The sequence below is a fragment of the Nocardia sp. NPDC051787 genome, from assembly GCF_040681325.1.
In the GTDB taxonomy this organism is placed as follows: Bacteria; Actinomycetota; Actinomycetes; order Mycobacteriales; family Mycobacteriaceae; genus Nocardia.
In genome coordinates this window covers 136,803-143,472 of the sequence record NZ_JBFAYO010000021.1, presented here as the reverse complement: position 1 = coordinate 143,472, position 6,670 = coordinate 136,803, and the positions used below count along the sequence as shown (strand labels likewise).

Here is a 6,670-nt window from a genome sequence, read left to right as displayed (position 1 = left end):
GATCCAGCCGAGAGCGCTCGCTACGCTCGCAACGAGGCACGCCCAATGGAGGAATTCCGTGACGGCAGCCCGGGGGAATTACCTGATCGTCGACATTGATGGTGGCGACCGCGATCTTGTAGTCCTGGAAGCGCCTGTACAGCCTGTCGGCCCGGTCTCGATACTCCTCGAGATTCGCACCAGCACACCGGAAGAAGGCTGCCCCGTCCGACAGTAGACGCGCGGGGATTTGGTGCACTGGCGGGTTCTCGAGCGTGGAGGCGTGAGTGAATTCCTCGGCGGCGAGGTCGTAGACGATGTTCCAATAGCTGTCCGGGTCGCCTTCAGGCATCCAGTACAACGCCCCGCAGATCGTGGACAACCGCTGCTGCCCGTCAAGCAGATAGTTTCGTGGGTAGTCCTCCCGCGGATCGGCCACCTCCAGGTTGGCGATCGCCCGGTCGCTGGCCAACTCTTCACGGCTCTGCCACAGCAGTACGCTACCGATCGGATAGTCACGCGCGACGGAATCCAGTAGTTCCAAAACTTGTTTGCGGTTCCACACGAACTCCCGCTGGAACTTGGGCAACAGGATGTCACCACTCTTGATCCGACGCGCGAGATCGATCAAGCTCTCGGTCCCAGTGTGCAACGCCCGCACCGACGCCAAACCGCCTGTCATTACTGGTCCTTTCGACGGGAGCCGCCATGCCCATGCGACCCTAGCAGCGAGGTCCGACAACGCCTCGGCGGCGCGGGATGCTGCTGATGTTGCGGGTCGTGACGTTGGTGACGCGGTGGCAAAGGTGGTGAGCTGAGGGGCGGTTCTTTCGGCGGCAGGATGTGAAGCGCCAACTCCCACGTCCGCCGCAAGCTGAAAGAACCGCCGTGATTCACCGTAATGCTCCGCTGACCGTCGAGGGCCGCTACCGGCTTGTACAACGTTGCCAGACCCGGGCGATCGCTCATGTCGCCGCCGAGATGGGCCTGTCACGTCAATGTGCAAGTAAGTGGGTCAACAGGTTTCGCCGGTTCGGCGAGCTGGGCTTGCTCGACCGGTCCTCGGTGCCGCACCGGTCACCGACAGCGACACCGGCCGAGACGATCGTGCGGATCGAACAGCTGCGACGTGAGCGCAAATGGTCGGCACGACGCATCGCCACCGAACTATGTGCCGAGGGCACGATGATCTCGGTGCGGACGGTAACCCGCCACCTGGCCCGGCTGGGACTGGCCCGGCGGCGATTTCTCGACCCCACCGGCGCATCCAATCGGGCGCCGCGCCGTATCACCGCCCACCGTCCCGGGCACATGGTGCACGTCGATGTGAAGAAGGTCGGAAGGATCCCCGACGGCGGCGGCTGGCGTGTGCACGGCAAGGGCTCCGATCGGGACAAGGCTGTCGCCCGAGCCAAGAAGCGCGGCACCCGCACCGGCTACGTATTTCTGCACACCGCGGTCGACGGCTTCTCGCGGCTGGCCTACACCGAGGCCCTGCCGGACGAGAGAGCCATCACCGCCATCGGATTCATGTTCCGAGCGCGAGCATTCTTCGCCGCTCACGGCATCCTCCACATTCAGCGGATCGTCACCGACAACGGCGCATGCTACAAAGCGACCGACTTTGCGAAAGTCCTGCTCGGAGCCCGCCACCAACGCATCACCCCGTACACGCCACGGCACAACGGCAAGGTCGAGCGCTACCACCGCATCCTGGCCGAGGAATTCCTCTACGCCCGCGAATGGACCAGCGAAACCCAACGCAGCGACGCGCTCGGCGTCTGGAACATCCACTACAACTACCATCGACCACATTCGGCCGCCGGAAACCGGCCACCAGCCAGCCGCCTCCACACCGGCGTTACCAACGTCACGGCCTCATACAGCTAGACGTAACCCAGGAAACGAGCTGAACGTTGGTGGCCGCTATACGCAGAGCGGGTCGTCTCCTATGGGCGGACGCGGTGACCGAGGGGTATGCACTGCCGCAACATCTCGCGGTCGTGACACCCCCTAAGGAATGTCATGTCACTAGCAGAACCGGGGCCCCGTCCCTTGTCCTACCCATCCTGAGCGTGGCGGTCGGCGGTCAATCGGTTGTGTTGTCCCGGACCAGACTGAAGGCCCGTCGAGACGATGAGCGGGGCTGACCAGGACAAACAGTGCAAATGACGGTAGACCAGCCCGTACCCGAAATCACTCACAAGAGCATCGGTGGGTCTAGGGTCAGGCGCGGGATGCACGACATTCCGCTCACTATTCGAGCCAGCTCTTGCGTTGGTAGTAGCGGTCCATCTCTTCGTCCTCCTCCGGCGTCGGTTCGCGTCGCTGCTGCGGCCTGGACTGCTGCGGAGCTGGCCAGGAAGGAGTTCGCGGCTGCGACCACGATGGCGCGGCTGGAGAAACTTCGCGAGGCAACGGCTGGCTGAGCGCGTCAACGGCACGCTCGTGCTGTGCGCGCAGGCGGGGATCGTTCTCGATCTGCGCTATCGCCGCGGCAACGGACTTGCGCGCATTGGCGAGCGCGGTGGCGTGCAGGCGAACGATAGCCTCGACAAGGGTGTCGGGGTCGAGTCGACGGCCGACATCGGTGAGCCGGATCGCGCGTAGGCTTCCATCCGGACCGACTTCCACGGCTGCGACATCACCAGCCATGGACGCCGTGGCGGGCTGGGCGAGGGAGGTTTCCAGCTGTTCGATGTTGCTGGTGAGCGGGTCGATATCCGACATGAGAAGTCCTCCCCGTTTCCTGATTCCTGCCGCCGAAGCTTATAGTGACCGGGGACCGGGAAACCAGCGGGCCGGAGGGTGGCCAAGCGAACCGAGGGGGAAAACTTGGGGGCACAAGACATTCTGTATCTCGACATCCCCGCCACCCGAGCGCTTGCCGATGGGCTCGGAACTGCCGGTGAACAGGTCCGCGTGGTCGGCCGGGGTGGTGCTCTCGCCGACGGGATGGTCGACGGTTTCCCAGGTGCCAACGCGCCCAACGCCTACCACGCTGCGAGCCGTCGAGCGGACCAAGCGATGGGCGCAGTAGCCACCGCGATGATGGAGATGGGCGGCACCGTCGTCGGTGCGATTGTGACTTATCAGCAGCGTGATCAGTCCACCGCCACCGGAATCGGTGCGGCCACCGAGGGTGTGCGATGAGCCAGCACCTGACCGTGCCGCAGGTATTGAGTTGGCGTCCCGAAGCATTCATCGCCCAAGCAGGCGACTGGGATCGGCAGGCGAACGAACTGCGTACCAACCTCGATGTCCAAAACCGCTCTGTCGACGGCTCTCACGAGACATTCCAGGGCCGGGCTGGCGACGCGATGCGCGATCGGTTTCGGCAGGTCTACGACAAGGCCCGGAAAGCTTTGGAGGCGTTGGAGAAAGGCCGTGATGCTGCCAAGATCGCGAGCTTGAACTTCACTGCAGCCAAGTCCCTGGTGCAGCAGACCAAGGCCGCTGCCGAGGCGAAGGGGCTGGATGTCGCTCCTGATGGCACCTGCACGATCAGGGAGTCGACCAAGCACGCCGTTTACGCATCCGTCAACGGTGATGCGAACAGGTACGTCACCGCCATGGCGGCGCTTCGGACATCCTCCGACCAGCAGACCGCATTCGTCAAGCAGGCGCTGAACCACGCTGCCGACGTGGATAGCCAGGCGGAAAGGGCCATCAACATCGCCTTCGCTGACCTACCAGCCGCGGATTCCTTCGGCAATGCGACCACGCCGACCTCGCAGCCGAAGCCGGCACCGAAGAACGGCACCCCTCAGGAGAATCGCGCGTGGTGGGATTCGCTGACACCCCAGGAGCAGGCGTCGGTGATCAACACGCAGCCCGCGTCCGTGGGTAATCTCGATGGTTTGCCCGCCAGCGTGCGAGATCAGGCGAACCGAAATCTGATTCCGATCGAGAAGGCGCGGCTCGATCAGGAAGTCGCCGTCAACGAGGCACTTGTGAAGGCCAGCCCTACATCGGCATATGCGCAGCAACAGCTCGAAGACTCCAAGAAGCGCCGGGACGACCTTCTGGCGGTGGAGAAGGCGATCGCGAACCAGGATGGCAAACCGCCTCGGCAGCTGATGGTGCTCGATACGCAATCCGGGCGGCAGGTGCGGGCCGCCGTCGCGGTCGGTGACCCGGATGGCGCCGACCACGTTTCGGTCACCACTCCGGGCCTTGGCACGAACGTGCGTGAATCGCTGGGCAGCATGGTCAACGAAGCAGAGCAACTCAAGAAGGAATCCGAGTCACAACTGTCACAGGCGGGAAGACCGAACGAGACCGTTTCCACAATCGCGTGGATCGGCTACGACCCGCCGCAGAAGACATACAACGACCTCGATATCGTCAACGTTGCATCTCCGGACCGTGCGCAGGAAGCAGCGCCGGTGCTGGCCAAGTTCTACGAGGGCCTCGATGTCGCGAGCACACAAAATGATCCGCACATCACGGCTTTGGGCCACTCGTACGGGTCACTGACAACCAGTTTGGCGCTCCAAGAGAACGGCAGGGCGGTCGACGACGTCGTGTTCTACGGGTCACCGGGCCTCGGCGGACATATTCCGGCAGCCCCCATCCCCGCGCTTCCCGGGTTGATCGCGATGTCCGGTGTGAACGACATGGTCGACTCGCCGGCTGACCTAGGGTTGCAGAGCCACCACGTGTACCAGATGACCGAGCACGATGACCCGGTGGCGAACTTCAGCAGCTTCGGCCGCAGCCCTAACCAAATCGATTGGATCACCCCTCTCAGCACCGATCCGATCACCGTTGATGGTCGGACTTACACGGGGGCATCGGGACATGCCGAATACCCGCGCACCGACCCCAGCACCGGTAACCTGCACCGCTCCGGATACAACCTCGCCGCAATCGTGGCAGGACTACCCGAGAATGCGATGCGATGAGAACCCGATTCCAACGGACAAGCCTCACCGTCGTGATCATTCTCGCGAGCATCGCCTTGTCGATTATCGCGGCTGTCGTGCTGACGGTCGTGGTATACGAGGCGGCCGATGATCCGCACCCACGGACGACGGACGAGGAAACTCGGCAAGCTACGCAGCAGCTTCTCGAGCGACCCAGCCTCGAAGAAGCCGAACGCCAGGTGCGGACGATCATGGAACAGATTGGCGCGGTGGCCAGCGAACTCGTGCCAGGAATCAGCCTAGGCCCGAACCGCGACCGAGAGGTCGCCAGCTGTCCGCGGCCATTCGACCAGACAGAGGGCCGAACGGTGCGACTTCAAAATCTGTACTCGGATACACGAATACCTGACGACGTCTGGCGCATGTATGTCGAACGGGTACGTGCGCTGGCCGCCACTCTCGGTGCCATCCAGCAGCGGCAGGCAACTGAGGAACCAAGCGCCGAGGTGGGGCGTGGCGCGAACTTCTACAACCCCGATACTGGCACGACGATCTGGATCGGCAGCGACCGTGTCACCATCATCTCCGGAACCGTCGGATGCCACCTGCCGCAGGACAAGTTCGGCTCGCCTATCCCGTCGATTCGGTGATATTCGTGGCAGGTGGAACCGTCTGGTCGCGCGGCACGTCCAACTAGGTAACCGCACGCTGTAGCAGGAAGGTCAGTGATGGACATCGGACACACCTCGGCGGCCGAACTGTGGCAGGCAGCGGTAGCCGGGCAGTTCCGCCTTGAACCAGATACCGCGCGTGAATGTGCGGCCCACTTCGACTGGTTCGCGGAGATGATGCGCCTTCGCCAAGAGGAGATGGGACGACTCCAAAAGCTCGATGGATTTGGCGGATTCGACTCAGCGCAGCAATTGCAGTCTGGGTTCGAGGGCAAGGCCGTTCAGGGGGCAGAAGCCCTGATAGCGGCGGAACAAAGTGCGCTTCGCATGAAAGCGGCAATCCTCCGCGCAGCTGGAATGCTCGACGAGGCGGACGCTGCCAACGCAGCCGCGATTAGCACCGCGACCCGGGAGGTCACACAATGAAATGGGGTGCCATCGGCCATAGGACAGCGGTGCTCGCGCTGACTATCGGAGCGCTGGGTGCGTGTTCGAACGACGGCACCCCGGCATCGGAGTCGTCGGCATCTGAGCCAGCCACGGCGACGACAACCCTCAGCAGACCAACCTTGACGGCCTCCAAGCTCCAACCGCCTTCGCAGGACAACGAATTCACGAAAGCCGGTGGACGCCCCAAGGTTGTAGTCGATCCTTGCACGTGGGTCGAAGATGACGTGATTGCTCGACTCGGGTTCGACCCGGCCACACGGAAGCGTGGCAATGACATTGTCGGTGAATACACTTTCCTCACATGTGATTTCAGGACTCCAGATAGGACCCTGCAACTCGATTCCGGGAATGTCGCGCTCGAAGAGGTAAAGAGCAAGTATGCAGGGAAGACGCAGCCAGTGACCATCAATGGTCGTGAAGCCGTTATCACCCAGAAGACCAATCTCGACGAGTGCTCACTCGACATGCGGACGAAGGCGGGGTATCTCGGTCTTTCCTTCTTCGTTAGCACCCCGGGCCGCGTTAAGGGCCTCAAGCCCTGCGACGGCATAGTAGAAGCCGCGACAGCCCTTGAACCTTCCATCGGTAAGGACAACTGATCGTGGGCAACGACGAGTCGAACCCGTCTGGGTCCCCGTTCCCCGTCTTGCCGGGGATTCCGGGTCTTGATTCGAAGGTGGCGCCGAAACGCGATGCGTCGCA

At 62.9% G+C, this 6,670-nt stretch carries 8 protein-coding genes; 6 read left to right on the top strand and 2 right to left on the bottom strand.

All coding sequences use genetic code 11. The features are described from left to right. Positions 1-661, bottom strand: a 661-nt coding sequence (locus AB0M45_RS22540) for a DUF262 domain-containing protein (protein ID WP_364332390.1), incomplete at its 3' end; no start/stop codon positions are given. Between the two features lie 206 nt (positions 662-867). Here AB0M45_RS22540 and AB0M45_RS22535 point away from each other — a divergent pair. After that, a complete protein-coding gene (locus tag AB0M45_RS22535; RefSeq protein ID WP_364332387.1) occupies positions 868-1,869 on the top strand; it encodes an IS481 family transposase in 1,002 nt (333 codons plus the stop codon). Positions 1,870-2,235: 366 nt separating this feature from the next. On the opposite strand, the gene AB0M45_RS22530 is transcribed toward AB0M45_RS22535, so the two are convergent. Beyond that, entirely contained in the window at positions 2,236-2,709 is a 474-nt protein-coding gene (locus AB0M45_RS22530; protein ID WP_364332385.1) for a hypothetical protein, read from the bottom strand. A gap of 105 nt (positions 2,710-2,814) precedes the next feature. Between AB0M45_RS22530 and AB0M45_RS22525 the strand changes: the two genes are divergently transcribed. From AB0M45_RS22525 to AB0M45_RS22505, 5 genes are all read left to right on the top strand, one after another. Beyond that, positions 2,815-3,132, top strand: coding sequence for a hypothetical protein (locus AB0M45_RS22525; RefSeq protein WP_364332382.1), 318 nt, complete (start codon positions 2,815-2,817; stop codon positions 3,130-3,132). Continuing rightward, positions 3,129-4,886 carry an alpha/beta hydrolase gene (locus AB0M45_RS22520; protein WP_364332379.1) on the top strand — a complete coding sequence of 586 codons (1,758 nt, stop codon included), beginning with the start codon at positions 3,129-3,131 and terminating at the stop codon, positions 4,884-4,886. Before AB0M45_RS22525 ends, AB0M45_RS22520 begins: the two co-directional genes overlap by 4 nt. 32 nt (positions 4,887-4,918) lie before the next feature. Continuing rightward, positions 4,919-5,497 carry an LppA family lipoprotein gene (locus tag AB0M45_RS22515; RefSeq protein WP_364332376.1) on the top strand — a complete coding sequence of 193 codons (579 nt, stop codon included), beginning with the start codon at positions 4,919-4,921 and terminating at the stop codon, positions 5,495-5,497. Between the two features lie 78 nt (positions 5,498-5,575). Continuing rightward, entirely contained in the window at positions 5,576-5,944 is a 369-nt protein-coding gene (locus AB0M45_RS22510; protein WP_364332373.1) for a hypothetical protein, read from the top strand. Continuing rightward, complete coding sequence (locus AB0M45_RS22505) at positions 5,941-6,567, top strand: DUF3558 domain-containing protein (protein ID WP_364332370.1); 627 nt, start codon at positions 5,941-5,943, stop codon at positions 6,565-6,567. The genes AB0M45_RS22510 and AB0M45_RS22505 overlap by 4 nt, the downstream gene beginning before the upstream one ends. The last annotated feature ends 103 nt before the right edge of the window (positions 6,568-6,670 follow it).